The following is a 26,798-nucleotide window of genomic DNA, read 5'->3' on the forward strand; positions in this document are numbered from 1 at the left end:
TTCACACCGATTAATTACGTTTGGTCGATTTCAGTACCGCTTTAACCTTCGCGGTGTAATCAACTTTCAGACCGTAACCCTGAACACCATCTGCCCCCGCAGAAGCAAACACATTTTTCGCTTCAGCGTTCGTTGCCGGGATAGTCAGGTCTTTGTTATCCGTAGTGCTTACAGCATAACCACCCGCAGTGTTGGTTGTTGCACTGTTGCCATCGAAGACCCATTTGTAGGTATAGTTAGCCGATGCGTCGAGTTCGCCAGCATCTTTCTTACCGTTGCTGTTAACGTCATACCAAACCTGGAACTGATAGGTATGGCCAACATGCAGCACGCTGTTCGATTTACCAATCAGGTTAACCGTTGGTTCTGCGGTATCGACAATTGCGGTGCCGATTGTGCCGCCGACAATTGGACCATCAGGAATATTATCCGAACTCTCGTTTTTACTGACGTCATTAATAACGATGGTTTGTCCGGTCGTTGGCACCCCTGTTGAGGTTTGTTCAGTAATTTCCGCTCCTAAATAGAGCCCGGCATCAGTATTCTGAATGGTATAAAAACCTTTACCATCGCTTCCCGACAACATCGTTTTATTCGCCCCCACGCCATCCGTCGTGGTAAACCATTTAATAGAAGCAGCACTGTTATTAGTATCCCCTTCAGCATCGTGCTCCAGATAACCCATCGAGATTTTGTCACCCGGAACCATCCCGTCAGTAGAACCACCGGCATGATCATTGGTGAAAGAAACACTATGTTCTGGGCCGCCAGGGCCTGATGTAATAACAGGAACGGTACCGTTAAGCGTACCCGCCGAGTCTGTTACTGTCGCCATCGACAGAGGACTGCAACTGACGAAGACCATGGTTGCAAGCAGTGTTTTATTAAATATTTTCATATCGATATTGACTCATAAAGTTAATATTAACTATTACCTGAATATTCTGAGCCTATTTTTCTGCGCGCAGATTATTCATAATTTGTTGCCCTGATGGTGTTAACTGATAGTCAACTTTCAGTTCATATCCCTGCACACCATCAGCGCCTGCATTAGCAAATACCTGGCTTGCTTGCGCGTTAGTTTCAGGAATGAAAATCATATTATTATTCGTCGAATTCACTGCGTAACCGCCTTTGGTTCCGTCAGATGAATGACCATCAAATAACCATTTATAATCGACCAACGAAATTAATGGCGTCGGGTTACTATCCGAAACGGTTTCACGGTCTGTCGCATCCCACTGCCCATTATTATTGCTGTCATAGGCAATTTTGAACTGGTATTTATGGCCCAACTTAAGCACATTGCCTTTTGTCGCCGTTAAATTAACGGTTGGATTTTCACTATCAACGATAGCGGTATAAATCATGGTGCTTGCCGGACTAAAATCGACTAATACCGCGTTCGTTTTCTTGGTATTATCATCATCCTTCGACGCTATTACCGAAAAGACACCGCTCATCGTACTGCCTAATACGGCTTGAGCACTCGATGGGGGTTCTTTATAAAAAAGACACTCCGTACCTGATGAACATTCACTTTTTGAAGCGTGAATCGTGACTTCCTGAGAATGCGATTTATCTTCCATTTTATAAGCATGGAAGGTTAACCCCAGGTTCTGGGCATCTACTGGCGTCGTTTCACCAGCAAGACCTGAAACTTTGGCACCACTGGCGACAAGATTTGCAAAACTATTACCATTGGCAAGTAGCCTGGTGGCCTTTTTCGCTTCACCACTATCATCAATCACTAACTGATAATTAATCGGCGCCTCTGTCACGATGATATTCACGGCATTAGATTGTTTCGTATGCCCTTTATCATCCACCAGTGTCAGCGCGAGTCTGTATTTATTCGCATTAGGATCGGTTGAATCCCCCCATGCCGGGAACGTCAACTTCCAATGGTTGTCCTGCCCGTTACTGATATTTCCTGGTGCTAAAGCGGGTAATCCCAGTGTGTTTTCTGGGCTGAAGCTACTCATCGGTACCCACTGCGCGCTCTTAAGTTTAAGATGCGAGGTCACGGTAGCATTGACTGTCCAGTGGCAGCCTTCATAAGCCTCAGCGCTATCGGGGTCATCAGCCAGAATACAGGCAGCCGCTGTCCCGGTAGGTTTGAGATAAAGCCCTACATCAAGATCGTTTTTCTCACGGTATCCCAGCACGATGTCATTGTTACGATCGACAAAATCCATACGGCTACCGGCGAGAGTACGCATTTGCGCGACTTCATCGCCATCAAGTTGTTTTGATAAAGGGACACCGATGCGATAATCCAGGCTCAAATTTGCCGTTGCTTCGTTTGTCTCCGCATCCCCTTTTTTGTAGCCGGCTTGCAGGGTAATCAACGGAACCGGCGTGTAATCAATGCCTACCGTCACCGCAGACGGGTCTTCCTGCAAATTATCGGTTCCAAATAACGCGACCTGATCGCCGTAGTATTTTTCATACACTAACGATGAACCCAACTGCGGATAAGCAGGCAAATAAGCCTGCATACGCAAATCCCAGCCACGGGCAGGACGTTCCTCGTAATCGTCTAGATCCGGTGAGTCTTTCCATGAAGAAAGTGGGAGATAATAGTTTCCACTCAATTTCAAATAATTTGTCCAGGCTTCGCCACCGAAGCCCGCGCGGTGGTGCCCGCGAGTGATATCGTGGTCATAAAAAACGTTGGAACCCAGCATCCACTCTTTAGAAATATTGTGGCGAACGCCCGCCCCCATATTTGCAATAGTACGCCCGTCTTTTTTGTGGACTGAAAATTGGCTGAACCAAAGGTCGCTTTCTCCTTCATACCATGGAATTAAATAATCCAGCGAGGAACCATCAAGATTCCCTTTATCATTAATATTTAAACTTGTTGCAATATGACCATAAGGTGAAAGTAGCGACTCAATTTTTGATTGTGCCGCGTCTGTGGCAAGGTTTTTACCATACTGCAATGCTTCAGATTTCATTCCTTCTCGTGTCAAATTATAGAAATTACTCTGAGCTTCATTGACCAAAATTTCAGAAGTCTTTTTCTCAACGAGATTACTTTTATCGCTTGAAGGTGAAACTGTGGATAAATTATGCTCACTCATAGAGGAATCACTACTTCCCAGGTCAGGCAAAGCGATGTTATTAGCAGAATGACTAACCCCTGGAAATAACATACTTAACGATGGCATCATCAGGAAATAAAATACAATCTTTTTCATATGCACCGAAAAGCATTAGCGGCAAAGAGTCATCTTTATAGAGTTAATAAATAAGAATCTCTTCCCAAGCTACGAATGAGATAAATTATGAACGTGTTTATTGACCATTGAAATATCCAAAACTGGATAGAATTTTCACTTTATAAACGTTAACAAGCGATAACTCAACCTACAAAAAATATAAAACCCTGAAAATACAACAGACTAAATAATTAATCATTTATATGATTTAACTTTTCATATAGATAAAGCATATGAAACAAGTTAATTCCTGGACGATGAACCGATCACGAATTGAAGTGTTAGAAGGTGGACTGTTTGTATTAATACAATCAGTCCGGGAGAGTTTGAGCTAATGAAAAACAAGAAATTTTTCAATAACTTTTGGGGAAGTTATTGAGGATTTTAATCAGTTTCCCGTGGTGAATTTCGATATAACCACCAAAACGCAGATCTGCCAGCACTTTCATTACCCCGCTCCTCGCAAGGTTTGAACGCTGCAATATGTAATCAGCGACACTTAGCTTTGCTCGTTCGTCATCCGCATATTGAGCTAACTCTTTAAGAAATAAACAAACCGTTTCATAAGTGGAGCTGTTTATCAGCATTGATTCATGATGCAGTTGTCGATCATTGAGATAGCCCTGGTAGTAAAACACGTCACGCCACAACGACTGCTGCTCGATTACTTCTAGTGCCGTTTGCAATGGGAGCGTACTGACTTCGCAGCCTGCCGGGAACTGTAAGTGATAATATTGGGATCGATACGCAGAGCCTTGCAACCCGAGTATTGTCGGTGCAAAAGCGGTTTCGACCAGGCGATTATCCACCTCACGCCATATATCCACTCGCCCTTTCGTCACAATGAAAATCTCAAAGCCCGCTTTTTTATCTTTTAAGCGTGCTTCCGTGTGCTTGCCATCAAGAGGGAAAGGTTTAGCAATATTGATAAAAGCAGCAATCAGGCGATTCAGGCTTTCCAGAGGCTTTTCTATAACACTTCGGTTATTCAAATCATTCATAAAATAGCCAAATTCATTGTAATTTCCTTAAGTATACCCTAAATAATTCAAGGTATAAGAGCATGCACCGGCAACGATGGTTTACTCCCCTTTCCCATAACGTTACAATTCCCACCCTAAAATTGTGGCAATCCCACTTTTCCAAGCCGCTTCATCAGGTGAGGCGGTTCTGACCTGATATCAGAACGAGAACATCATGTTTAAACCAGAACTTCTTTCCCCAGCCGGAACGCTGAAAAATATGCGTTACGCTTTCGCCTATGGCGCCGATGCGGTTTACGCGGGCCAGCCGCGCTACTCCTTACGCGTGCGCAATAACGAGTTCAATCACGAAAATCTCCAGTTGGGTATTAACGAAGCCCACGAACTGGGTAAAAAATTCTACGTGGTTGTCAACATTGCCCCGCACAACGCCAAACTGAAAACCTTTATCCGTGACCTGAAACCGGTTATCGATATGGGTCCAGACGCTCTGATAATGTCCGATCCAGGCCTTATCATGATGGTGCGCGAAGCGTTCCCGGAAATGGATGTTCACCTGTCCGTGCAGGCCAACGCCGTAAACTGGGCGACCGTGAAGTTCTGGAAACAAATGGGGCTGACTCGCGTCATTCTTTCTCGCGAACTCTCCCTTGAAGAAATTGCTGAAGTCCGTGAGCAAGTACCGGACATGGAGCTGGAAATCTTCGTTCACGGCGCATTGTGCATGGCCTACTCTGGCCGTTGCCTGCTTTCTGGTTACATCAACAAGCGCGATCCAAACCAGGGAACCTGCACCAACGCTTGCCGTTGGGAATACAAAGTTGAAGAAGGCAAAGAAGATGATGTGGGCAATATCGTGCATCTTCACGAGCCGATTCCGGTGCAAAACATCGAACCTACGCTTGGCGCAGGTGCACCGACCGATAAAGTATTCATGATGGAAGAAGCCAAGCGTCCAGGTGAGTACATGACCGCGTTCGAAGACGAACACGGCACCTACATCATGAACTCGAAAGATCTGCGGGCGATTGAACACGTTGAACGCCTGACTAAAATGGGCGTGCATTCGCTGAAAATTGAAGGCCGTACCAAATCCTATTACTACTGCGCGCGCACCGCTCAGGTCTATCGCCGTGCGATTGATGATGCAGCAGCAGGCAAACCGTTTGACCCAACACTTCTGACCACACTCGAAGGTTTGGCTCATCGTGGCTATACCGAAGGTTTCTTGCGTCGCCATAATCATGATTCCTATCAGAACTATGACTACGGCCACTCGGTTTCTGAAACTCAGCAGTTTGTGGGTGAGTTCACCGGGGAACGTCGTGGCGAACTGGCAGCGGTAAAAGTGAAGAATAAATTCCTGCTGGGCGACAGCCTGGAGTTAATGACGCCGCAAGGTAACGTCACTTTCACTCTCGAAGTGCTGGAAAACACCAAAGCGCAGCCGATTGATGTCGCGCCTGGGGATGGTCATACCGTATGGATGCCTGTGCCGGAAGATGTATCGCTGGATTATGCTCTGCTAATGCGTAACCTGGCAGGTCAGACCTCACGAGATCCGCACGCTAAATAGTTAATTTGCGTTATTTTTTCGCGCTGAGAAAATTCTTAGAAACCGATCACACACCGCTTCGTTAGATGCGGTTATTATCTCAGCGCTGAAAAACATAACCCATAAATGCTAGCTATACCAGGAACCACCTCATTGGCCTGTGAAATCTCCCTTTCACAGGCCTTCTTTTTTGCTCAAGCCCTCAGACTCATCTCGTTCTTAACCGTAAACACCACGCATAAGATACACTCTCAATTCAACGATAATTCCTGAGGTATGCCATGGAGCAGTTACCAGTAACGCTTGTTATCCTGAACGGTAAAGGTGCAGAAAACGACACCTTACGCAGCGCGGTGAAAGTCATGCGTGAAGAGGGATACACAGTGCATATCCGTGTAACCTGGGAAAAAGGGGATGCGATACGTTATGTCGAAGAGGCCTGGCGTATGGGAGTGGCGACTGTCGTCGCAGGTGGTGGCGATGGCACCATCAACGAAGTGGCGACCGCACTTGCACAGCTTGCCCCGGAACACCGTCCGGTGTTGGGGATTTTACCGCTGGGCACCGCGAACGATTTTGCCACCAGCGTCGGCATTCCTCAGGAACTGGATAAAGCGCTACAACTGGCGATTGTCGGCAAAGGCGTGGCAATAGACCTGGTTCAGGTTAACGAATCCTCCTTCTTTATTAATATGGCTACCGGTGGATTTGGCACACGCATTACGACCGAAACACCAGAAAAACTGAAAGCCGCACTCGGTGGTATCGCCTATTTTATTCACGGCCTGATTCGCATGGATACACTCAAACCAGACCGTTGCGAAATTCGCGGGGAAGATTTCGAGTGGCAAGGTGACGCGCTGGTTATTGGTATTGGCAATGGTCGCCAGGCTGGTGGTGGGCAACAACTTTGCCCGCAAGCGTTGATTAATGACGGGCTGTTGGAGCTGCGTATTTTTACTGGCGAAGAACTACTGCCAGCCATTTTTAACACGCTTACGCGCCCGGATGACAGCCCGAATATTATTGATGGGCGTTCATCCTGGTTTGAGATAACAGCCCCGCATGATATTACGTTTAACCTGGATGGCGAGCCGCTGACCGGACAGAAATTCCGTATTGATATCCACCCCAATGCGCTCAGTTGCCGGCTGCCACCAAATTGCCCGCTGTTGGGCTAGCGGTTATTTACTGCAAATAAAGAAGGTGGCGGGGGGAGGTTTTGGTTACGTGTTCTGGTGCAGGAATGCCCTCACCCCGACCCTCTCCCTCGGGGATAGGGAGAAAAATCATGGTTCCCTCCCCTACGGGAGAAACACAACGATCTCTTCTCCCACGGGAGAAACAAAGCTATCCCCTCTCCTGTGGGAGAGGGTTAGGGTGAGGGCGATTGATCAGGCGATACTGACTTTTCCATCCAGATAAACATCCTGGACCGCGTTGATTAACCTCACGCCTTCAGACATGGATTTCTTAAAGGCTTTGCGCCCCAGAATTAACCCCATACCGCCCGCACGTTTGTTAATTACCGCAGTACGAACTGCGTCCGTGAGGTCGGTTTCACCTCCTGCAGCGCCACCAGAGTTAATCAAACCGGCGCGTCCCATGTAGCAGTTTGCCAGTTGATAACGCACCAAATCGATAGGGTTATCGCTGGTCAGTTTGGTGTAAACGCGGTCATCGGTATAACCAAAGTTTACCGCTTTGTAGCCCCCGTTATTTTCCGCCATTTTCTGCTTCACGATATCCGCACCGATCGTGGCCGCCAGATGGTTCGCCTGGCCTGTGAGGTCGGCACTGACGTGATAATCCACTCCCTCTTTTTTGAAATCTGGATTACGCAGATACGCCCACAGCACCGTCACTAGCCCCAGCTCATGTGCACGTTCAAATGCCACAGAAATTTCTTCAATCTGACGACGTGATTCCGGTGAGCCAAAGTAAATGGTCGCGCCTACTGCCACGGCTCCCATATTGAACGCCTGCTCAACGCTTGCGTACAAAGTCTGGTCGAAGGTATTGGGGTAACTCAACGTTTCGTTGTGGTTCAGTTTGACGAGGAAAGGAATGCGATGCGCGTAGCGACGCGATACCGAAGCCAGCACGCCATAGGTTGAAGCCACACAGTTACAACCCGCTTCAATCGCCAGTTCAACAATGTTCTTAGGGTCAAAATAGAGCGGGTTTGCCGCAAATGATGCTCCGGCGGAGTGCTCAACGCCCTGGTCTACGGGTAAAATAGAGAGGTAACCGGTGCCAGCCAGACGACCGGTGTTATATAGCGTCTGCATATTACGTAACACCGCAGGCGGACGGTTGTTATCCACCATTACGCGGTCTACATAATCTGAGCCAGGCAGATACAACTGGTCTGCCGGAATAGTCATACAACGATGCTGTAACAAGCTGTCGGCATCTTTGCCAAGCAACTGCGCAATATCAGTCATAATACGCTCCCGTTATTTCAGCGAGCCCCCTGCCCACTGAGAATGGATATTCCTGACCTGCTTGAAAGTAGATGCAAACAGGCAGTCCTAATCCTGGTCGTGACTGGTCTGCTTCGCCACTCGGTGAGCACTTTTGGTTGCTTTTACGGTGTAACATTTTGCCGCTATAAGAGGTATTTTTGTTACGGCGCTCAAAGAATCAACGTAAAGGTATTTAAAAGGTATTATTGATTGGTATGGTTAAGGTGTACCCAACACAATCATGAAAGGTTCTAAGTATGAAACGTACAACTATTAGTCTTTCATTCATGATGTTTATTGAATGGTTTATCTGGGGCGCCTGGTTCGTTCCTCTGTGGCTATTCCTGAGTAAAAGTGGTTTTAGTCCAACCGAAATCGGCTGGTCTTACGCCTGTACTGCGATCGCAGCTATTTTGTCGCCAATTCTCGTCGGTTCGCTGACTGACCGTTTCTTTGCCGCGCAAAAGGTGCTGGCACTGTTGATGTTTGTCGGCGCAGTGCTGATGTACCTGGCCGCTCAGCAAACGGAGTTCGTTTACTTTTTCCCGCTATTGCTGGCCTATTCCCTGACTTATATGCCGACAATTGCGCTAACCAACAGCATCGCATTCTCCAATGTTGAGGACGTTGAGCGCGACTTCCCGCGCATTCGGGTCATGGGGACTATCGGTTGGATTGCTTCCGGCCTGGTGTGCGGTTTCCTGCCGCAAATGTTGGGTTTTAGCGATATTTCACCGACCAACGTTCCATTGCTTATCACCGCCGCTAGCTCAGCACTGCTGGGTGTCTTTGCCCTGACGCTGCCAAATACGCCGCCGAAAAGTACCGGTAAAATGAGCCTGAAAGTGATGCTCGGTCTCGACGCTATCGTGTTGCTAAGAGATAAAAACTTCCTGGTCTTTTTCTTCTGCTCATTCCTGTTTGCTATGCCGCTGGCGTTCTATTACATCTTTGCCAACGGTTATCTGACCGAAGTGGGTATGCATAACGCCACTGGATGGATGACGCTCGGACAGTTCTCCGAAATCTTCTTTATGCTGGCGCTTCCTTTCTTTATTAAGCGCTTTGGCATTAAAAAGGTATTACTGCTTGGTCTTATCACCGCGGCAATTCGTTACGGTTTCTTCGTCTACGGTGGGGCCGATCATATCTTTACTTACGGTCTGCTGTTCCTTGGCATTCTGCTGCACGGCGTGAGTTACGACTTTTACTATGTCACCGCCTATATCTACGTGGATAAAAAAACGCCCGTCCATATGCGCACCGCGGCACAAGGGCTTATCACGCTATGTTGCCAGGGCTTCGGGAGTTTGCTCGGTTATCGCATCGGCGCACAGCTAATGGAAAAAATGTTCGCCCTCCCTGCTCCGGTCAACGGCCAGACGTTCAACTGGGCCGGAATGTGGGGCTTCGGTGCCATTATGATCGCGGTGATTACCGTACTGTTCCTGGTGTTTTTCCGTGAGTCGGATAAAGAGATCACCCCTATTGACGTTGCAGGCAATCAATCTGAAAAAGATTTAAAGGAAGCATAATGATGGAAAATCGAATTCTTGGAGCCTTTTACGGCCAGGCGTTAGGTGATGCGATGGGAATGCCGTCGGAGTTGTGGCCACGTTCGCGGGTGAAGTCGCACTTCGGCTGGATTGACCGTTTCCTGCCTGGGCCTGCGGAAAACAACGCCGCCTGTTATTTCAACCGCGCAGAGTTTACCGACGATACCTCGATGGCGCTGGCGCTGGCGGATGCGATTATTGAGCACGATGGCGCGATTAACGCAGACACCATTGGTCGCCACATTTTGACCTGGGCTGAAGGGTTTGATGCGTTCAATAAGAACGTGCTCGGCCCAACATCCAAAATTGCCCTGAAGGCGATAAAACAAGGTACACCGGTTAGCGAGCTAGAAAACAACGGCGTGACCAACGGAGCGGCAATGCGCGCTTCACCGCTGGGTTGCCTACTGCCGACGCACAATCTCGATGCTTTTATTGATGAAGTGGCGCTTGCATCCAGCCCTACGCACAAATCCGATCTCGCCCTGGCCGGTGCCGTAGTTATCGCCTGGTCTATTTCAAAAGCTATTGAAGGTGCTAGCTGGGAAACCATCTGCGACGAATTGCCTTCGATCGCCCGCCATGCTCAGGAAAAACGGGTCACAACATTTAATGCGTCCCTCGGTGCCCGTATCGAACTGGCGCTGAACGTTGTCAGAAACGCGCGCGGAACGGAGTCCGCCATGGAGCAGGTTTATCAACTGGTCGGTACAGGCACCAGCACCATTGAGTCTGTTGCTGCGGCGATTGCGATGGTGGAACTGGCGCAAACCAATCCAAATCGCTGCGCGATTTTATGCGCAAACCTCGGTGGCGATACCGATACCATCGGTGCGATGGCGACGGCGATTTGTGGTGCACTCCACGGCGTAGAAAGCATTGATGTCGAGCTAAAACAGCAGCTTGATGATGTTAACCAGCTCGACTTTACGCGTTACAGCCGCCTGTTTATGGCGTATCGCCAGCAGCGGGAGGCAAATTATGACAGCCAGTGAATTACATTCTCGCTTGCCAACATTGGTGGCGCAGCGCCCGGTATGCGTGCTGGGCTCGGCGGTGATTGATGTTATCGCCGACGCTTATTCCCTGCCGTGGCGCGGGTGCGATATCGAACTGCAACAGCAAAGCGTGAATATCGGTGGCTGCGCGTTGAATATCGCGCTGACACTTTCACGTCTGGGTGTTGCCTCGAAAAATGCGCTGCCGATTGGCCAGGGAACCTGGGCGGATATCATTCGTGCAAGCCTTAATAAACAAGGCATCACGAGTGAAATCCACACGAACAGCGGCGATAACGGTTGGTGTCTGGCGCTGGTTGAGCCAGACGGCGAACGAACGTTTATGTCATTTCGTGGCGTTGAGCATCAGTGGAATCAGCAATGGCTGGATAAACTTCAGCTCGCGCCAGGCACTCTGCTTTCGCTTTCAGGGTATCAACTGGCTGGCCCGTGCGCAGACTTATTAGTGAACTGGCTTGAATCGCTCGATGCGGTCACAGCATTTATCGACTTCGGGCCACGCATTGCCGATATTCCAGCAGCTCTGCTGGCGCGGATTATGGCCTGTAAACCGATCGTCTCGCTTAATCGCCAGGAGGCCGCCGTTGCCGCCGAAGGGTTGAAGGTGGCTGGCGACGACATTGAAGGCATTTGCCGCGCCTGGCTTGAACGTTATGATTCGCCACTCATTGTGCGGCTCGATAAACAAGGCGCGTGGTACGGCTCACATACGGCAATTGGGCGCGTGGCTCCGTTCCCGGCAATCGTCCTCGATACCATAGGCGCGGGCGATAGCCATGCGGGTGGCACCCTGGCAGGTCTTGCCGCGGGATGGAGTCTGGCAGATGCGGTAAGTCTTGGTAATGCGGTCGCGTCTTACGTGGTCAGTCATCGTGGCGGAGACTGCGCGCCGCACCTTGAACAACTCAATGAAGCGCTACTCCTCGCAGACGAAAACGTATAAATCGCTGCGGCAGTAGCTGATGCTGTATTCGATAGGCCTGTTTTGGGGATCAAAGGCGACTTGTTTGATCACCAGAACCGGCACAGGTGTTTCCAGTTTGATATGCGACTGGAATTCGCTGTCCGGCATTCTGGCACTCACACGACTGCGGGTGCGCTGCGGAATAATATTCTGGCTGCGGAAATAGTCATACAACGAGACGCCGATATCATCGGCATCTGCAATCAATTGCGCAGGCACATACGATTCCTCGACTGATACCGCATCTTCATCAACGTAACGAATGCGTTTGAGTAAGAACACGTCGCTGTCCGCCGCCACATCCAGTTGTTCAGCAACTTCCGGCGAGCATTTCACCACCCGTTTATTGACCCACAGTGTGTTCGGTTTTTTACCGCGCAAAACCACCTGTTGAGAAAATCCACGCGCCTCTTTGAGCGAATACTCAAAAGTGGTGTTAATTTGCGTACCGTAACCTCTCGAACGTGTTACCACCCCATCATCTTCCAGCGTCTGCATTGCTTTGCGCACCGTGATGCGCGAAACACCGGTCAACTGGCTGAGATCGCGCTCACCCGGCAGAATATTGCCCTGCGGCAAAATACCGCTACGCACAGCCGCCTTCACCGTTTCGGCGAATTTCAAATACAACGGTGTGTTATCGGCCTGCGAAAACCGCTGGATAAGCTGTTCAATGAGCTGAGTGTGAACCTGTTCCATGTCGCGCAAGTATCCGGAAGATGAAGAGAAAGAGCCCAAGTATATACCGGATTACCACCATTCATGAAAGTGATGTACAGGCCCAATTCCGCCTCCGACCTCCAGTGAATCCGCCTGCTCCAACGCCTGAGATAGCCATTTTTTCGCAGCATCGATGGTTTGCGGCCAGTTGTTATAGCGCGGATAAAGTGCAGCGAGTGCCGCAGATAATGTGCAACCTGTTCCGTGAGTATGACGGGTTTGCACACGCGGTGCGGTAAAGCGCTGCGCGCCGTCACGGGTAAATAACCAATCCGGGCTTTCAGCATCATCAAGATGACCGCCTTTCATCAGCACGGCCTGGCAGCCCAACCCTAACAAAGCATCACCCTGCTGTTTCATTTCCCGCTCATTGCGTGCATGGGGCGCATCCAGCAGTGCTGCGGCTTCCGGCAGGTTCGGCGTAATCAATGCCACTTGCGGTAATAGCCTGCGACGTAAGCTGTCAACCGCCGAAGGTGCAAGCAAGGGATCGCCGCTTTTCGCCAGCATCACCGTGTCGAGCACCACATTTTGCGCGTGATAAAACGCCAGCCGCTCCGCTACCGCTTCAACAATATCGGTTTCAGCTAACATGCCGATTTTTATGGTATCGATGCGCACGTCACTCAACACTGAATCCAGCTGGGCGGCAACAAACGCGGGCTCAATGCGATAGACCGACTGCACGCCACTCGTGTTCTGCGCCACGAGCGCGGTAACCACACTGGTGCCATACGCGCCCAACGCCGAGAAAGTTTTCAGGTCGGCCTGAATGCCCGCGCCACCGCTTGGATCGGTTCCGGCAATGGTCAGCGCATTGATTCGTTTTAATCCTTTCATGCCAGAGCCTCCACATGAAGCCCGTAAAGCGCGTCGAGAAAGGCTGGAATAAAACTGCCTGGGCCACGGCTCTCTGAGATGGCCTGTTGACCCGCAATCTTCATAAACTGGCAGGCGGCGGCGACGTTATCAAGCCGCGAGCCAGGCAATGAACAACAGGCAGCCACCACAGCAGATAACGCACAACCAGTGCCGACCACACGCGTCATCAAAACGCCTCCACCCGCAACACTCCAGCTATTTTCACCGTCTGTGATGTAGTCTCGCTCACCGGTTACCACAACAATCGTCCCCACCCGTTGTGCCAGAGCCTGTGCGGCGGGAAGTGCAGAAAGTGCATCGTCGATGCTATCCACACCGCGCCCACCGGAATGGCCACTCGCCAGCGCCAGGATCTCCGACGCATTCCCGCGAATAACGGCCGGTTTTAGGGCGAGCGCCTCATGGGCAAACTGCGTACGAAACGTCAGGCCGCCAACAGCAACCGGATCAAGCACCCAGGGTGTGGAGGATTCATTTGCAGCATGAATGGCTGCAAGCATGGCGTGACGACGTTCAGCGGTCAGAGTGCCAATATTGATCAGCAGCGCATGGGCAACAGGGCTAAATTGAGCGGCTTCTTGCGCTTCAATCACCATGGCCGGAGCGGCACCGATGGCAAGCAAAACATTAGCCGTAAAACTCTGCACCACATCGTTAGTCATGCAGTGAACAAGAGGGGAAGTTGTGCGAAGTTGCAGTAAAATCGACGCGGCGATATGGCCGGGTAGCAGGTCAGGTTGCATCATAAAGCTCCTGTCCGGCGCGAAGAAGGGATGCCGGACAGGCATCTGACTTCCCTACGCTGGCATTATCCAGATCAGGTGGTACGGGTATTTCTCAGCCTTCACAAAGAAGGGCACCCCGAGTCATTTAGATTACATCTCTTTACTTTTTACTAGGTTAGGGGAAGTTTCTTACTGATGCAAGCCCGCCCTTCCGGTTATTGCTTCTTCACGCTGTACCTCACTTTGTACCATAGTGGCTCAAGAAATCGAACAGTCTGTGACCCTTTTAGAACTGGATCTGATTCTTTGACATGAAACAGTCCCCTCAGCTACACACACATAACAACTAGTCATGCATACCGTACATGCGGGAGGCTGAGGACCTTTAGTAATCACGTAGTCTATTGCAGCAGAACGCACTGCAACCATGACCAAAGTTCACCGCTGAGTAGTAATCGGGATATCGCAGGCACGTAGAAGCGCTGCGTGAGAACGACAACAAAATTTTACACAGATGGATCAATTTGTTATGGCGAGACGGGAATATACCTTAGGCAAAGTGGGGCAGAGGAATTATATCGCCCCCACGAAGTGGCATGACAAAATTATTGGTCATCATCTGGCGATTCACCACTATCAATAAGAGATATCATCACTACAAATTTCTCCTCAACCCTGCTGCCTCCTCATTTTCTGGTTGTGATTGGGCTCTGAGACGAACAGCTGGATCACCAAGGACAACATAATTACGGCAGTCGTCACGCATCGTTCGCAACGCTAACAGATCGGCATCTTTGATCGCCTCTCCGTCATTCGCCCTACGCAATAAATCCACAAGCTCAGCACTCCATACACCCCACTGGCTGTTGAACTCGTCAGTTGCCAACCCAACCCGTTGCCCAAAAAGGACACGTGAAACTACATCACCAAGTCCTTGAGGTTGCGCAGTTCCCCTTCGAGTCTGAAAACTAGATGCCCATGCCCGGTCAACATGCCCGAGCACCGCCAGGACACCACCGTTAGGTATCGTCATTAATTTTTGCGGCAGACGAGAGGTCACCGGAATAGAAGCTATTTGTCGATTTTTTTCAGAAAACTGAAAGTCGTCATACTGCGGCGTGCCCGCGCTATAACAGGCAAAAAGTAGAAGTAATGCCCCATGCAAATTGGCATTATCCGGTACATCTTCCGAACTAAACCAGTGCTGGTCATTAATCACACCATAACCTGGCCAGTCGTCACAGACGATAGCCCCCTGCAGTTTGGTCTGCCGTGGATCGTCATAATCAAACGCTATACCATGTGTTCCGGTTATGAGTAGCGATGGTGCCTGCACTGGATGGCAAAGAACTTGCCTGAATTTAGCTTTAGTAGCTTGGCCGTTCAGCGCCGTACACATGTGAAAACCATATTTACTGCCCAACGGCGGATGTTTATCGTCGCCATAAGCAAATGGCACAGCTACTTTATGCGTAAAAAGCTGAGTAGCTCGGTCAAAGTCGTGACAGGTAGCAAAAAGTTCAATTTCCCGCCTAGTAGTACGCGTATTATCCCGTTCAAATGCAACAACACTAGTAGCGTAGCACCGATAGTCATCCAGCGCAGGGAAATCCAATCGTCCAACTCCTGCGACAATATCTAACGAATACTGAAAACAAAACGGGATCTCTGTGGGAGGCCCCACCAAAGTCAAGTAAAATGGAACACCGCAGGCCGGATCAATCAGCATTAATGCGGCACCATGGCGATTCAGCCACTGATTAGCCGTCTCACCGTATTTGTAGCCCTGTTCGCCTGAAAATATACGAAACCGTTCGCAAGCCTGTGACTGGCGCAGTGCCAGTAAGGGGTCTAGAGCCTCCAGCCATGGTTTTGGATCGACTTTAGCTGGAAAAATAATGCCCCATCCTGCATCTCGAAGATCATCCGGATTAACATCAAATACAACCCCTGCTCGTGGTCGCCCATGAGTAAGAGCCGTTCCGAGATGACGACAAAAAATGTCCTCCTGCTGCAGTAAAATAGGCGGACAGTCCTGCAACGGAATCATCTCCAGCGGCTTGCCCGTACTGGCATTTATACCGAAGACCAGAGGCTGATCATCTAGGTTCATGGTTTATCTCCCTTTAATGCGGCCTGCCATAGCAAATGACCCACTTCAGGTTTGGCGATATCATTATGCGATCCCGAGATCCCCTTTATTTCTTTAATCCAACCACTGGCTTCAATGTTGTAAACACCGCCCGGTTGCCATGCGTAATCCTCATTAAGCGGTAACATGGATGAGGTCAGGATATGAGAAATGCCCCATGCGCCAATTGCACCATATTTAGGAGGATCGTCGCGGGTAAAGGAGGTTTGCCCGGCAATACCAGCAGCCAGAGGATAAAGACAGCCGACCGCCATATCTGACATCGACAAGGTACACACCAGCGGCCCCTCTATTTTATTGTCCTGAATTACACTATGGAAATAGCCCCCCAAACTGTTCGTGTCTGGGATGGTGGTCACAAACGACCAAGCCGACATCGCTCCCTGAACCAAGACAGCACTGTTTATCGGACGGATTAACGGGCTGTTACCTCTCGGCCCGGCAATTCCAGCCATCACCACAATACAACCAAAACTGTGTCCCATCAGATGGATATACAACTCCGGTATAGCCTGCTGTAACGCCCTCAATAAAGGGTACAGCCCTTGTTCACCGACCGTTTTCGCCCGTTTTTTCATGTTCCAGAATGAGAGTTGCCGCAGTGGCGATAGCAACGCATCCTGCAAGGTATTAGAGTCAAAGCTACTGAAACTGAGACCATTTTCAAAGGCGACCTCTGGATCAAATGGCTCCCGATCTGACGCACCGTCGCCTGCCTGCCCTTCTTCGCCTAGCAATAACGCCTCGTTGAGGGCAAGATAAGCCTCTATAGCGCGTGGCGACAGTTCATCAGCGCCTGCGTTATCCCGCCATTCCTCAAAGATCGTGTTCAGCAGGCTTCGCACCACGGGAGTATCTGTAAGCTGGCTGGAGAAGTAATCAATAAACGTTGCTGCGGTATAATGTGCAGCTTCTCTCACTGTAAAACTCACCCCGTTCTTGGGAGACTCATCTCCCCACGGCAGGCTTGGCCAGTGAAACCCCACATACAACGGTTGGAAATTCTCACGATGTTTTTTCATCGTTTGGTGGTCACGCTCACAGGCGGCAAATGCGCAAAACCACTGGTCAAACTGTTGGTATGCCTCATCCATTGCAGCCTTCCAGCCATGTACCTGAATAAACAGATCTGTTACGTTATCACTCTGCAACTTACTGATGATTCTCTGACTGAGCACACCATGAACACCATCCGAATCCAGGGAGGATTCAGTCCCCTTTTCATTAACCGTTACCATGTAATAGGCGATGTCATCACTGATGCGACGGTATGGCATAAGCATACTCCTCACTTGATGTAGCCATTGATTTCCGATTGGTGGGACAGGAAGTCGGTTGTTGATGCATATCCGGAAAGAAGTAAGCAACATCTTTTTGGGTGAATCCCAAACCCGGAGCAAGTGCGCACGCGCGCTCAATCCACGTACTGATGCGTAGGTCCCAGAGCGCCATCCCCTCCGCAGATTGCGTGGCTAGCCAGTGACCATCCTGGGAAATGGCGATTTCAGTAATGGCAGAATGATGATATTGCTGCCTGAGCTCAACAGGTAAGCTATTATTTTTAAAAAATAACCAGATATGTCCATTCACGTCACCCATTGCAACAGTATTATTGCCACTCACCGCTATCACACTCCCCACGGCTTTAGCATAATCGTTAATGACAGTAGCATCATCCACACCGCCGAGCGCCAATTTGTAAAGCATTCCCATGGCGTTACTGAGATAGATATTCTGGCCGTCTGGGCTAAAACTAACTGCCCCAATATATCCCCGTGGCATATGCATATCCGGAAAAGGAATCTGTCGGCCGTTATTGTTTTTATCGCCGCCAACAAATTTTATTTCCTTCACGTAAACCGGGCAACCCGATGGCGTAAATGAGACAGCATGCCAGAGTATCGCTTGTGGAATAACTCGGTTAATCAGCAATAAATCCTTACTTTGCGGACGAAATACCGCCAGCGATGAAGAACCATTGAATTCTTCCGGAAGTGTGCATTCCGTAAGCATTTGGTAGTCTGGTGACAGAGACGCCAAACGAAACGTAGACGGGCTGACCGTTGTTTGTACCAGCAGCAGCGAACCATCGTACGAATGACTTATCGATTGAATAGTGTCGCTGGGTAGCAGGAAGTCGGGTAATGGGCGATCGGATACAGCTCCCTGTCGGGTCGTATAAAACACGTTTTTTTGTGGACCTACGACCACACTACGCGGAAAAAGCGCATTTCGCAGAAACGTGACTAAGAGAGTTGATGATTCGGGAACTTGCCCATTTGGTGACGCAATTTTTGGCCGAAATAACCACTGGCTATCAGCCTCAAAAACCGATACCTGCTGTTTGACAAGGGAACTCACACTCACCGCCACAGGTTTTTCTGGCACCATCTCTCCAATAAGATTGTTTTCCCTTGTCAGATAGAGATTCAGTACGTCGCCCTTTTCTGTAGTAACAACCGCCATTTTCTGCTGCGAATCAGGCGCAAAACTTATTATTTGATGAGGAAGCTCCAGCAGGGTTCGTCCTTGCAGAGATCGAACCTCGCCGTTGCCTATTATCTGAGGCATCCAAGCAATTAGCTGTCCGTCCCAGCCAGCAGAAATCAGCGTGCCATCGCGTAGCCAACTTAACTGTGAAACAGCTTGAGTATGTGCACGCTGTGTAAAACGCCATACCGGTTTTCCCTTCGATGGCATTTGCCAGACATGGATTTTACCGTTAAAGGTACCAGCGGCTATATAGCGATTATCTGGACTTACAGCAACGCTATAAAATGATTCCGCCCCCCACCCTTTCGACGTCTCTTGCGCTGATTTATCCACTGGCAACCTAGTGAGCTTGCCACCACCGATTAGCTTGACGGACTCATCTCCGGAAATATCTACCGCCGCGACCCAAGGAACATCAGGATTTTTCGCCAGCGCTGATACCCGGTTGCCTTTGCTTACCACAGTGATCATCAACGGTTTTACCTGCATGCCTACTTTCAACTCACCCAGATCCCAAGCAACCAGATAGCCTGTGTCATAGCCGACATACAGTTTGCCATCACTATAGAGCATTGATTTTATAGGCCCAGACAGCCCAGCTTGGGCCTTGTCCAGTTGCAATTCCATGCATTGTGAATCACATTTTTCGTGGTTACTCAGTGTCAGTGCATTCGACAGTCCTTGTCGGTTTATATCAAATTGGAGAGGAACACTTTTCCTCGTCCGCAATTCCCAGACTCCAATCCGCCCTCCACTGTCTCCAATTGCCAAGAATGCATCCTTAAAAATGAGCACTGACCTCATATCAGTCAGTTGCACATCCACACCAGGATGCTTATCCCACCCCCACAGCACACGCTGGTTTGCATTGTCCCTGACTTTGGCAGACCAGCGACCGCGCCCAATTTGCGCCAAGACAGTATATGTGGGGCTAGTCGTAACTATCGTCGTGGGGGTAGTCGTATTTATCGTGAATTTATTTGTTTTCTCCGGTATTACTGAATCGATTTGCCGTGCGTCGAATAACAAATTACTCAAATATCCTATATAACCCGAACGCACCACTTGAGGATTCTTTAGCTGGAGTTCGACCCCCCCCACTGCGGCAATAGCGCGATTTTCAAGACTCGTTTTCCCGTTCAGAATATTCAGCAAACCAGTCTGGTAAATATCATTATCCCCACGTGTAATTTCTTCTTGTAGCCTCGTAATACGTTCATACTGTCCCCATGCGATAGAGAAACACAGGCCAACCACTGCAAAAACTCCCACTAAAAAAATTTTCCACCAGGATCGCGTATAGCCTTTATACGCCTCGACAAACAACCTTTCCGTGTCGGTATATCCTTTATCAGTGAACGGGTTTATTGCGTTAAATTTTCGAGGTCCCGGGAAATGGCGTAAACTCACAGGCAGACGAGAGAAGAATTCTTTATGGTTCTGGCTTAATCGCCATTTTCTCGCCTGTAACTGCCACGGCTCAAGATTCGCTTCCCGCCATTGATGTATGCTTTGACGTACTGGCTCGACTAGTCGTTCATGCGCCAGTTCATACCAAACACCATCATCTCGATTGATTTGGCGTATCAGGTGAGTTGATAGCAACGTATCTATCTGTTCATCGGTAGGATGGTCATTGTCATCGGATTTGGCAATTGCCAGCAGGCGATATCCGCTCTCTGTGAACATTTTGCTGTCTATCCATTCACGAAGTGAGCGTCCCCCTGCCAAGTTTGGGGTCGCACGCTGCAGAGCTTCATTACAGTAACTGAGCAGAATATCATCCATCTTCAGCTCTTTTACGTCATCTAGCGTAATCTGTTTAATCAGGCAAGTTCCATTCGTACTTAATTTTTCCCACAGTCTGGAACACACAACCTGTAGTAAAACCGGTTCAATTGCCGAATTTGTGCGACCTTCTGCTTTTACCTTCGTGTGGGCACGATACTGGCATAACTCATCGACAATGTACTCAGCCGCATCGGGACTATCCTGTGATGGAAATGTAATGTCCAGAGCCTGAATAGGCTTTTTGATCGCATCTAGTGCTTGTGTTTTTGATAACAATGGCAAGCGGAAGGTGTTATTAAGACCGGTAGGAATAAATTCTCGCCACATATCCAGCGACGAGAAGTACTCTTCGCGCATGCTCAAGATCAGCCAGACCGGGGATTTTTCCTCTTCTAGCAATTCGCCGAGTTGTTCAAAGAAAGTATCCCGTTGTGCATGGGTGTAGCGCTCATTAAAGATCTCTTCAAACTGGTCTATTACCAGTAAAAACGGTTTGTCCTTTTCTGCAGGGCACATTGAGTGGAAATGACCAACCAAGTCATCAGTACCGGCATTTAATTGAGAGAGGATCACCGCCACCGGGCTTTGTGACGCGGCACCGTTGATACGCAAAACAGGGAGCACGTTAAAACGCGTCCTGATTCTAGCCAACAAACCATTCTTCGCCATCAATAGCGAGGTTTTACCTGCACCGGATGGAGAATAAAGCACAATAATTCGATCGCCAAAAAGTTGACACTGCAAATCATACAACTCCTTATCACGACCAAAGATTAGATACGAATCTCCTAAGGGGCTAGGCCCAATAAAGGGGGAATTCATATGCGCCTCCGATACTGTGTATCCAGTTCTCTGATGAAGGTTGCAGCATCCCCCCAATACAGGCGCAATTTCGCCTGTTCCAAATATTTCTCAATGTAATAACGGGCTCTTACAACATCGATCAGACTGTTGGGATCGATTTGTACGGAGCAATGTTCATAGGGGACGCGTAATTCTTTACCTTCTAGTGCCAGTAAACTGCGAAACAAAACGCGAAATTCCCAAGAATCCTGCTGAAATCCGACAAATAGCAAGCCACTATCATTCAGGCAACTGCGTACTTCACGCGGTAGGCTGACGCTAGAGGTAGAGGCCTTGGCGAGATATTCGAAATAGTGATCTTCAGTCATTACCAGAGTTGATTTATCTCTTAAATCGCCAAAAAGCTTGACGATAACTGGAAAATCCTTACTAGCTTTTTCTGCCAAAGGTACCAATGAAGACTTCATGTATTGTCGATCAAGCTTCGCGGAAAATATGTTCCAACGAAATAAACGCACTCGTGGTTTTCGTCCCTGCTCAATCAACGCATCCACTAACAAATCACTAGGGTCTGTGGTGATGTAGATAGGAAATCCCAGTTTTGCCAGTAGTAAATGTGGGTCACGGTTATCGCGTTGGCGAACTTTTCTACCGATATCTGAAATCACGGTATTCAATTGTGGGATAATCTCTGCCTCGCTCAATTTCCTGGACGCATATGGGATATCGTCATAGTGCTGTTCACAAAGAAACTGGTAGGTTGCTTTATAAAACTCTTCCTGTGGAAAGACCTCTTGTTCCATGACAGACAGAAACTGCGCTACTTGCGGAAGGTCATCCATATCGTGATCATCCAGCGGGTAGTTATATAGCTCCCCCCAGCGTCGGGCTAACCCTCGCCTCGATCCCAAGCTAGATTCATTAAGCATCGAACCGATGATAGGTGTGCATTTGTCATTAGTTATATTGCGAATAATCTTACCCCAGACGCTAACTTCGGTTTCCTCCGCGTTCGCCGAATAGAAGCCAGGCTGATACCAGATACGCGCATTATCCAAACGAGTAAAAATAACTGGCATCCACCAATCAGGCTCCTGTCTCACCTCCCGCCGGGCATACGCCACGGCGCGATCAACTTCGCCATGTTTTCTTAACTGAGAGAAAAAAGCGGCCAAAAATTTTTCTGCCGTACTCAACATTATATTACCTTGCATCGCTAGCACGGCTGGAATGCCCTGCCGTGCCAGTACAGGTCCCACGGCTGCCAGCGTATTTCGTGATGCCATTCCATTCCCTGCACTCTGGCAGGAACAGAGTACAACCAGAGTTGGTGGATGCTCCAAACCGCTCAGCGCACTGGCAAAAACCTCGCCGCTTACCCGAGCAGCGTTACCCTGCTCATCCTCCAGCCATAACACACCTTCCCCATTGCTGAGCACTCCATGACAAACGAGATAGAGAATATCAACTCCATCACTCATGGCCTCGACGATGGCCTTCAGCGACACAGCCTTATCACCCAGCCCCCCTGTTTGCAGGGGGTGTAACGCATTACAAGCAAGATTTTGCATCGCCACAATGTCGATCGAAGAAAACTCGGATTTGAGTCCCCTCGGATTGGCAATGGCTACCAAAGCGCGGATAGCCTTCTGATTACGTAACCGCGAACGATTAGCCACAGTTGAATAGAGATATCGGGAAAAAAGGCATTCGCGGTTATGCAGCAGCGGCACTTCCTCTCCGTTAACCGAGTGTTGGGGATCGTTAATCGTCTCCCACGCAATGCCGTGTAATCTGTCGTCTGATGCGTCCAGACATAAACGAATACGCAGCGGTTGTCGTTTATCGTTGGATAATGTCCTTACCCGAACAAATTCATTCTTAATATTGTCAGACCTAAAAAATGCGTCGCGCAAAATTACACCGGCCTGTTGCGGATCGCGTAACTGCGGGTCTTCAGGATCGAGCATGAACGCGCTCATTGGCGTCTGAATATAATTTTCGTTTAGCCGGTATCGGATCTGTGCCTGCAAGACACCGTGGCTATCCTGCTGAATAAGCAGCTCGAGTTCGGAATAATTGCCCATCTGGTCTCCTCTGCAACTCATAACAGATTCGTGATGGTGACTACTACCTATGTAAATAGGTAAACGCCGTCGTCAGAGTAATCAACTATGTATACAACTTAACAGAAATACCATGTGAGCTGCGGAAATAAAATTAATTATTGGCTAATATAAAGACGCAGAAATTTATCTGTGACAGATTAAAATAAATGAGATATTTTATTTTTAGCTGCTGAAATTAAAGATGTCAATTTTACAAATTAATTATTCCCACTTTTCATCAAAAGAAAATAGCAATAATACGAAATCATTATTCGGTCAAATGGTCAAGTATTCAAAACTTTGATAGCCATGTAAAATGCCGTTTATTACAGAGTGAAGTATTGGTAAAGTTAAACAAGGCGTTGTTGAATAAATGAACTTTTAGGCAATCCGAGGATCTGATCGCGACAATTTCTTCCACATCAAACTCCCATGGCAATGCAAAAGTTTGAAATCACCAACTTACCCACCTACAACAGAGCACTTAGACAACGTGGTTCACTAACTGTATGGCTTGATGAGTCTGCCATTACTGCGTGGACTGACAATGCCAGCCTGAACGCCGTAGATGACCACACCACAACACGGATATGGCTATCACGACAGTTCTGATGATGAAGCGAGTATTTAACCTCTCTCTTAGAGGTTTACAGAGTTTTGTTGACTCCATTTTACACCTCACTAACCTTCCTCTACGATGCCCAGATTACTCTGTCATGAGCAACGAGCTAAGACGGTAAAAATCAGTATTAAAACGCAAACGAGTGGTGAGATTGCCCCATCTGTTCATTGATGCTACTGGACTAAAAGTCTTTGTTGAAGGGGAATGGAAAGTTCGGCAGCATGACGCTGGAAAACGCAGAGTTTGGCGTAAGCTCCTCTTGGCTGCGGAGAGCGTGACACATGAGATTATCTGTGCGTATTTGTCGTTCATTGGCACGACAGATGCTCATGCTTTGCCTGGGCTACTCAATCAGACTCACAGTAAAATCAGGTAAGTATTGACTGATGGCGTGTATGACGTAAGGTACTGCCATGACGCTTTGCTCAGAAAGAAACTCAGACCCAATCCCCAAACGAAAAGGTACTCAATACTGGCCTGATAAATACAAAAAACGTAATTATGCTGTAGCTAACCAACATCTGAGTAGCGGTAACGATGCCCTGAAAAATAGAGTGGGCTATCACCGTCCTTCACTGGCTGAACAGCGATGTTCCGTATTAAGACAATTTTTGGTGATCACCTAAGCTTGCACAGTTATGATGCGCAAGTCGGTGAAACGATGGCTATGGTCAAAACCATTAACCGAATGCCGCTTCTGTGAACCGCCCCGGTTTTCCTGGAAGTATTTTGCTTGAGTACTCAGGCTGCCACATCCCAGTTGTTCAGTGAAGCGTAATACGCTTTTTCTGCCTCCACTGGCGGAGAATATCCAGTGCGCTCCATTAACCAGTGATGGTTGTACCAGTCCACCCATTTCAGCGTAGCCAGCTCCACATTCTGCCGGGTTTTCCAGCTTTGCCTGAGGATCACATCCACTTTGTACAGCCGTTGATACTTTCTGCCATCGCATTATCATACAAGTCGCCCTTGCTGCCTGTTGAGGCCAGCAACTGTGCGTCAGTCAGCCGCTGCTTATACTCCAGCGACACATATTGTGAACCTTTGTCACTGTGATGGATGGTCCCGCTCGGGCGTCTGGCTCACAACGCCTGCTCCAGTGCATTCGGGACAAACGACGTTTCCATCGTGGATAAGACTCGCCAGTCCACGATGACACCGGCGAACACATCAATAATGAACGCCACATACGCGAACACCTGTCAGGTGCTGACGTAGGTAAAATCGGCCACCCAAAGGAGATCGGGGCGTTTAACCACGAACTGACAGCTTACCCGATCCTGCGGTGTTTCGGTTCTACTGCCGCGGGTGGCTCTGACTCCTTTACCACGTGTAACTACATGTATTTTCATAGCTTTCATAATGCGCTCAATGGTACACCAGTCAACAGTAACGTCTTCACGCTTTAGCTGCCGCCAGACCTTACGCACACCATAAACGCTGTAGTTTTCTTCGTATACGCGCTGTATCTCAGGTATCAGTGTGGCATCACGCTTATTCCGACAACGTTATCGTCCAGGAGGCTTCCACCGTTGCTGATGCCACTAGTACGTTGACGGGGCAATATCCGGCTGACTGGCCCGACCCCGTACTCACCACTCAGACTTTCCAGAAGCGGCATTATTTATTCCAGTGGCGGTCGATCTCCGCCTGGGCAAAATACACTTAAGCCTAACGCAGAAAATAATCTATTTGGGTACACAAAATGGTACATAATCGCTACAAAACACATGAATACTGGAACAAGCATTATCCAGATCAGGTGGTACGGGTATTTCTCAGCCTTCGCAAAGAAGGACACCCCGAGTCATAGTTACATAAGGTTCAATAATATTAGTAGAATAGAGGAAGCCGTTTGCTAAAGCAACGTCGGTCCGATGACCCTTCTTCACGGTCTGGTACATTATCAATGAACGAAGATGATATTAATCCCAGCACCACCCGTTAGCCATTATATTATCAAAGCGATATTCCTCATCGGGTCGTGATAATGACATCATACTTTGGCGATTCCATTCGGTTCTGCGATAATTCCGTTGATAATAGCTCTCACTAACTGACGAGTGACGGCAAGAAAAAACTAACTTAATTAGACTCTCCTCACATTTTCACTCCAGATAGATAAAAACTTAAAACATTGGCCTAATCATGACTTTTGCCAGCACTAAAAGTGCTGAACTGCACACAGGCAGTTTTCTATATCTATTAGATAAATCAATACTGGAGAGATAACATTATTATGAGAAGTTATAACGAAGTATTAGCAAGAAATACAAAAAACGCCCACCAAGCCACGGGCAAATATTCACAAACCGTAGCCTTTCTCACTATAATAATTTATCAGCACAATTACCTATCTATCCAAAAACAGGAGAATTGATCGTTGGCGGTGTAAAGGAACAGGCTCAACAGTGTTTAGACAATATCAAGGCGATTGTAGAACATATCGACCACGTTCTGGGCGATGTTGTTAAGGTTAATATCTATCTTAAGAACCTCTCAGATATTAAAGCGGTAGAAGAGGTTTATTCAAAATACTTCCCTGGCGGTATTCCTGCGCAAAGAACCATTGGAATATCCGCTTTACTTAAAGATGCACTCATTCAAATCGACGTTATTGTTTCTAACTCCGAGGGAACGCCTCCATTAAATCCTGTTCATCTCTCAACAGAAAGTAATTTGCGTTGCTTAAAGGCAGCAAATCCATAAATCCCCGGAAGTTTACCCAA

17 protein-coding genes, 2 pseudogenes, 1 riboswitch and 1 other annotated feature are annotated in these 26,798 nt (G+C 48.5%); of the genes and pseudogenes, 7 read left to right on the forward strand and 12 right to left on the reverse strand.

The features are described 5' to 3' along the window. Positions 1-10: 10 nt before the first annotated feature. From BSPA111_RS03855 to BSPA111_RS03865, 3 genes are all read right to left on the reverse strand, one after another. Positions 11-898 carry a SinI family autotransporter-associated protein gene (locus tag BSPA111_RS03855; protein WP_183269866.1) on the reverse strand — a complete coding sequence of 296 codons (888 nt, stop codon included), beginning with the start codon at positions 896-898 and terminating at the stop codon, positions 11-13. Between the two features lie 52 nt (positions 899-950). After that, positions 951-3,206, reverse strand: a complete 2,256-nt coding sequence (locus BSPA111_RS03860) for an inverse autotransporter beta domain-containing protein (protein WP_183269867.1) — start codon at positions 3,204-3,206, stop codon at positions 951-953. Positions 3,207-3,580: 374 nt separating this feature from the next. Further along, the gene (locus BSPA111_RS03865) at positions 3,581-4,228 is read right to left on the reverse strand and encodes a helix-turn-helix domain-containing protein (protein ID WP_183269868.1); all 648 of its coding nucleotides are present in this window, start codon (positions 4,226-4,228) and stop codon (positions 3,581-3,583) included. Between the two features lie 196 nt (positions 4,229-4,424). On the opposite strand from BSPA111_RS03865, the gene yegQ reads away from it, so the two are divergent. Together yegQ and yegS are read left to right on the forward strand one after the other, a co-directional pair. Next, entirely contained in the window at positions 4,425-5,786 is a 1,362-nt protein-coding gene (yegQ, locus tag BSPA111_RS03870) for a tRNA 5-hydroxyuridine modification protein YegQ (RefSeq protein ID WP_064545158.1), read from the forward strand. 260 nt (positions 5,787-6,046) lie between these two features. Beyond that, positions 6,047-6,946, forward strand: coding sequence for a lipid kinase YegS (gene yegS, locus BSPA111_RS03875; RefSeq protein WP_183269869.1), 900 nt, complete (start codon positions 6,047-6,049; stop codon positions 6,944-6,946). A gap of 213 nt (positions 6,947-7,159) precedes the next feature. Here yegS and fbaB read toward each other — a convergent pair whose 3' ends face one another. After that, entirely contained in the window at positions 7,160-8,212 is a 1,053-nt protein-coding gene (fbaB, locus tag BSPA111_RS03880; protein ID WP_183269870.1) for a class I fructose-bisphosphate aldolase, read from the reverse strand. 278 nt (positions 8,213-8,490) lie between these two features. On the opposite strand from fbaB, the gene BSPA111_RS03885 reads away from it, so the two are divergent. From BSPA111_RS03885 to BSPA111_RS03895, 3 genes are read left to right on the forward strand one after another with little or no spacing between them, the layout of a single operon-like run. After that, positions 8,491-9,768, forward strand: coding sequence for a nucleoside permease (locus BSPA111_RS03885; protein WP_183269871.1), 1,278 nt, complete (start codon positions 8,491-8,493; stop codon positions 9,766-9,768). Beyond that, positions 9,768-10,784: an ADP-ribosylglycohydrolase family protein gene (locus BSPA111_RS03890; protein WP_183269872.1), complete on the forward strand. Its 1,017-nt coding sequence runs from the start codon at positions 9,768-9,770 to the stop codon at positions 10,782-10,784. Before BSPA111_RS03885 ends, BSPA111_RS03890 begins: the two co-directional genes overlap by 1 nt. After that, positions 10,771-11,751: a PfkB family carbohydrate kinase gene (locus tag BSPA111_RS03895; RefSeq protein ID WP_183269873.1), complete on the forward strand. Its 981-nt coding sequence runs from the start codon at positions 10,771-10,773 to the stop codon at positions 11,749-11,751. Before BSPA111_RS03890 ends, BSPA111_RS03895 begins: the two co-directional genes overlap by 14 nt. Here the strand turns inward: BSPA111_RS03895 and BSPA111_RS03900 are convergent. The 7 genes from BSPA111_RS03900 to BSPA111_RS03930 all read right to left on the reverse strand — a co-directional run bounded on the left by BSPA111_RS03900 (position 11,725) and on the right by BSPA111_RS03930 (position 23,426). Then, complete coding sequence (locus tag BSPA111_RS03900; RefSeq protein WP_183269874.1) at positions 11,725-12,471, reverse strand: GntR family transcriptional regulator; 747 nt, start codon at positions 12,469-12,471, stop codon at positions 11,725-11,727. The two genes, BSPA111_RS03895 and BSPA111_RS03900, sit on opposite strands and share 27 nt — an antisense overlap. Positions 12,472-12,522: 51 nt before the next feature. Next, positions 12,523-13,332: a bifunctional hydroxymethylpyrimidine kinase/phosphomethylpyrimidine kinase gene (gene thiD / locus BSPA111_RS03905; RefSeq protein WP_183269875.1), complete on the reverse strand. Its 810-nt coding sequence runs from the start codon at positions 13,330-13,332 to the stop codon at positions 12,523-12,525. Then, positions 13,329-14,117 (reverse strand): hydroxyethylthiazole kinase, encoded by a 789-nt coding sequence (thiM, locus tag BSPA111_RS03910; protein WP_183270286.1) that lies wholly within the window; start codon positions 14,115-14,117, stop codon positions 13,329-13,331. The genes thiD and thiM overlap by 4 nt, the downstream gene beginning before the upstream one ends. Positions 14,118-14,151: 34 nt before the next feature. Continuing rightward, positions 14,152-14,248: riboswitch (TPP riboswitch) on the reverse strand. Positions 14,249-14,754: 506 nt separating this feature from the next. Further along, the gene (locus BSPA111_RS03915; protein ID WP_183269876.1) at positions 14,755-16,212 is read right to left on the reverse strand and encodes a C25 family cysteine peptidase; all 1,458 of its coding nucleotides are present in this window, start codon (positions 16,210-16,212) and stop codon (positions 14,755-14,757) included. Next, positions 16,209-17,528: a hypothetical protein gene (locus BSPA111_RS03920; protein WP_183269877.1), complete on the reverse strand. Its 1,320-nt coding sequence runs from the start codon at positions 17,526-17,528 to the stop codon at positions 16,209-16,211. The genes BSPA111_RS03915 and BSPA111_RS03920 overlap by 4 nt, the downstream gene beginning before the upstream one ends. Beyond that, positions 17,506-21,357, reverse strand: a complete 3,852-nt coding sequence (locus BSPA111_RS03925; protein WP_183269878.1) for a hypothetical protein — start codon at positions 21,355-21,357, stop codon at positions 17,506-17,508. Before BSPA111_RS03925 ends, BSPA111_RS03920 begins: the two co-directional genes overlap by 23 nt. Beyond that, complete coding sequence (locus BSPA111_RS03930; RefSeq protein ID WP_183269879.1) at positions 21,354-23,426, reverse strand: CHAT domain-containing protein; 2,073 nt, start codon at positions 23,424-23,426, stop codon at positions 21,354-21,356. Before BSPA111_RS03930 ends, BSPA111_RS03925 begins: the two co-directional genes overlap by 4 nt. Before the next feature lie 453 nt (positions 23,427-23,879). Here BSPA111_RS03930 and BSPA111_RS03935 point away from each other — a divergent pair. Next, positions 23,880-24,772: pseudogene (locus BSPA111_RS03935) on the forward strand (IS5 family transposase). 38 nt (positions 24,773-24,810) lie between these two features. On the opposite strand, the pseudogene BSPA111_RS22620 reads toward BSPA111_RS03935, so the two are convergent. After that, positions 24,811-25,731: pseudogene (locus BSPA111_RS22620) on the reverse strand (IS3 family transposase); the annotation flags it as partial. Further along, positions 25,626-25,735 (reverse strand) — a sequence feature (AL1L pseudoknot). (Overlaps the previous pseudogene by 106 nt.) A gap of 635 nt (positions 25,736-26,370) precedes the next feature. Here BSPA111_RS22620 and BSPA111_RS03950 point away from each other — a divergent pair. Beyond that, complete coding sequence (locus BSPA111_RS03950; RefSeq protein WP_255459241.1) at positions 26,371-26,778, forward strand: RidA family protein; 408 nt, start codon at positions 26,371-26,373, stop codon at positions 26,776-26,778. Positions 26,779-26,798: the final 20 nt, after the last annotated feature.

This window comes from Buttiauxella sp. A111 (genome assembly GCF_014189855.1).
GTDB classification, from domain to species: Bacteria; Pseudomonadota; Gammaproteobacteria; order Enterobacterales; family Enterobacteriaceae; genus Buttiauxella; species Buttiauxella selenatireducens.